Genomic DNA, 3,229 nt, shown 5'->3' with positions numbered 1-3,229 from the left:
TATCCATGATGGCCCAATACAGAAAGCTCACCAAAAATACCATGACAAACCCGGCAATCCACCAGGACATGCGTTTCCGGGTAGATGCAGGTACGGCAAAAGGTTTGCTCTGGTCCGGAATCAGCCACGGGGACTCCCGGTATATACGGTCCATGACGTTCCGGTTGATTTCTTCCGCCTGTTCTTCCGTCGGCTCCTCCTGCAATTTCATCATGAGAAGCCGACTTTCCTTCCATAACGCCAATTCTGCTTGGCAATCACTGCAAGTGGCTGTATGCTGTTCGAGCTCAATCCGTCTCGGATCGTCTTCTTCCAAATCCAAAACGATGCCGAACAGGCTGTGAGCCTCATCGCAATTCATTTGCTTTTCATCCCTTCATATTCTTCATACGTCAGCTCGTAAAAATACGGCTCCAGCTGAACTTTTACACTGGACCTTGCCCGGAATAGAAGAGATTTAACAGAGCTGACGCTTTGACCTAAAATGTCGGCAATCTCCTGGTAATCGAGCTGATCGTATTCCCGTAAAATGATCGCGGATCGCTGCTTTTCCGGAAGGTTGTTAATGGCCTCGCGAACCAGCTCCACCTTCTCGGTGCGCAAAATGGCCTGCTCCGGTGCCACCTCCATCGGTGCAACCGGTGTAACCCCGCTCTCCTCCAGCGGCACATTGGCGCTGCGCTGCTTTCTCAGCTCGCTGAGCACCGTGTTCCGGGCAATCGTATAGAGCCATGTGGAGAACGATGCGTCGACCTCACGAAACGAATGCAGGCTCTTGAAAGCCTTGTAAAACGTCTCTGAACACAGGTCTTCCGCCATTAACTCCAAATGTGAACTTTTTAGCATATGATATACAAAAGCCAATATTTTCCGCTGATAACGGCGCATCAATTCAGAGAAGAGCTCTATATTGCCCTTCTTGATGTCCTGTATCATCTGCGAATCCGTCATTTCCATTGTGACCTCCTCGACCGTACACAAGCATCCCCGTTCGATTCAGTTATATGTTTGTACTGAACAGGTGATGAAAAGTTGCGGTATTTGCGCCACCGCGCGGCAGTATAAACGTCCAAAAAGCTATGTATTCGGCAAAATCGGCAACGATTCTACAAATATATCATTTCCATTGTAACATATTAATTCCTGCTAGTCAGTCGAACCTCAAACAGAATTGCCAAATCCAAGGAGATATTAACGCTTTTTGGGACACGCTGAATCATCACTAATCTCTTAATAGACGAATTTCGCCCCGTAAATGTTGCTAGATTATAGAAAAAAATGGCCTCAAAATAAAAAAAGGCAAAAAAAACCACCCGCATCGGGTGGCTGCACAAAGTGCCATTTATTTGGATAGGAGTGGAGAGAAACCATACTGTACTTTTATTATATGTATACGTTTTCATTTTGTCAACACTAAAGTAAGCGTTTTTTTGTAAACGTTTTAAATTTTACTGCGATACCTGATAACTCATGGATTGCAGCAGTTCCTTGGCCCGCTCCAAATCATGTTCCTGCCTGAAGGACAGGCGCAGAATGCCCGGGACGTCCTCCCGGCTCTCGATGATCTGCATGTTGCTGAGGTTGATGTGCCTAACGCCCAGCTCTGTGGCGATTTTCCCGATAATACCGGGCGTATCCGGTACGTCGAGGTACAGATCAAAGCTAGGCGTAATCATGCCCTTGCGGCGTTCCGGAAGCTCGCTGCGGAAATCGTTCGCTTTGGCAAACGCCTCTTGAATCCCCTGTCCATCGCCCTCTTCCAGCATCTCTACGAACGCGGCGATGCCTTCATTCCAGTCCTTGAGCTGTCTGAGCAGCACGTTTTTGTTGCCCAGCAGGATGTCTCGCCAAATCAGCGGATCGCTGGATGCAATCCGGGTAATGTCACGAAAACCGCCTGCCGCGAGCAGCCGGTATAAGGAATTGGAATGATTGTAATCGCACACCTGGTTCACCAGCGCCACCGCGATGATATGCGGCAGATGGCTGATCGCCCCGACGATTTCATCGTGCAGGACCGGATCCACCTTGACGATTTGGGCGCGGGTGTATGACAGCAGCTGCGCCAGCGCGTCATAAGCATGGTCAGGCGTGCCCGGAGGCGGAGTCAGCACGTAATACGCATTCTCAAACAGCAGCGGCGTGGCCGCCTCTACACCGGAACGCTCGGAGCCGGCCATCGGGTGCCCGCCGATGAAGTAAAAGTCCTTGAAATCATGCGCACGCGCTGCCTGCGCAATGCTTGCCTTCGTGCTGCCCACATCGGTGATGATGCAGCCTTTTTTCAATGGCAGGGCGCTTAACCGGTCCAGGTATTCTTCCAGCATACCGACAGGAACGCACAAAAAAATGAAGTCCGCATCAAGTGCGGCTTCTTCCATGGACAGCGTCGCTGCGTCGACGACGCCGCGGCTCATATATTTGTCGGCCAATTCGGGGAGATGGGCATGGCCCACGACGGTTAAGCCGGGCTTGCCTTTAAAGCAAAGCGCCAGCGAACCGCCGATCAGACCCACTCCAAATATAGCAATCTTCGTTGTATTCATGTTCCCTCACTCGTTTGTTCGCACTTACTGCACTTGGGCCTTATCTTCGCTCAATACTTGCTCCAATGCGTGAATAAATGCTTTATTTTGTTCCTCGGATCCAACGGTCACACGAACATGGTTCGGATACTTGCCGAACCCGGCGCGAACGATGATTCCCTTCTGAAGCAGCGATTGGAACATTTCCACCGCAGGTTTGCGCACATTGACCATAATAAAGTTGCCGTGCGCCGGGAAGTAATCGAGGCCCAGCCGGTCGAACTCAGCCTGCAGCTGCTTGATGCCCTCCGCGTTCGCGATGCGGCAGTTAGCCACGTATTCCTGATCGCCAAGCGCCGCTTTGGCCGCTGCCTGGGCTGCCCGCGTTGTGTTGAACGGTTCGCGCACTCGGTTGATCAGCTGAATGACCTCAGGCTGAGCCACGCCGTAGCCGATCCGCAGGGAAGCCATGCCGTAGATCTTCGAGAAGGTCCGGAGAACGACCAGGTTTGGATATTGGGATAGGAGCTTGCTTCCGTCCGGGTAGGAGAGGTCGGTTACATACTCGAAGTAAGCCTCATCCAGCACCACCATCACATCCGATGGAACTTGATCCAGGAAGCCGGTCAATTCGGTTTCGGAGAGAATCGTTCCCGTCGGGTTGTTCGGGTTGCAGATCCACACGATCTTCGTCTTGCTACTGA

4 protein-coding genes are annotated in these 3,229 nt (G+C 51.5%); all 4 read right to left on the bottom strand.

Features of this window, described 5'->3' with window-relative positions; genetic code table 11:
* On the bottom strand, nt 1-361 hold a 361-nt coding region (locus CPT76_RS37750), incomplete at its 3' end, for an anti-sigma factor family protein (protein WP_374954721.1).
* Nucleotides 358-951, bottom strand: coding sequence for an RNA polymerase sigma factor (locus CPT76_RS24205; RefSeq protein ID WP_105444750.1), 594 nt, complete (start codon nt 949-951; stop codon nt 358-360). The genes CPT76_RS37750 and CPT76_RS24205, both read right to left, overlap by 4 nt.
* Nucleotides 952-1,448: 497 nt before the next feature.
* The gene (locus tag CPT76_RS24200) at nt 1,449-2,546 is read right to left on the bottom strand and encodes a prephenate dehydrogenase (protein WP_105444691.1); all 1,098 of its coding nucleotides are present in this window, start codon (nt 2,544-2,546) and stop codon (nt 1,449-1,451) included.
* Nucleotides 2,547-2,570: 24 nt separating this feature from the next.
* Nucleotides 2,571-3,229, bottom strand: a 659-nt coding sequence (locus CPT76_RS24195; RefSeq protein WP_146116409.1) for a pyridoxal phosphate-dependent aminotransferase, incomplete at its 5' end; no start/stop codon positions are given.

Source organism: Paenibacillus sp. AR247, assembly GCF_002968895.1.
Classification (GTDB): Bacteria; Bacillota; Bacilli; order Paenibacillales; family Paenibacillaceae; genus Paenibacillus_AQ; species Paenibacillus_AQ favisporus.
This window is presented reverse-complemented; position numbering and strand designations above follow the sequence as displayed.

What these genes read in the sequence shown, in the direction of transcription:
- CPT76_RS24200 (WP_105444691.1), bottom strand. Translation starts at nt 2,546, where the DNA reads ATGAATACAACGAAGATTGCTATATTTGGAGTGGGTCTGATCGGCGGT.
- CPT76_RS24205 (WP_105444750.1), bottom strand. Translation starts at nt 951, where the DNA reads ATGACGGATTCGCAGATGATACAGGACATCAAGAAGGGCAATATAGAG.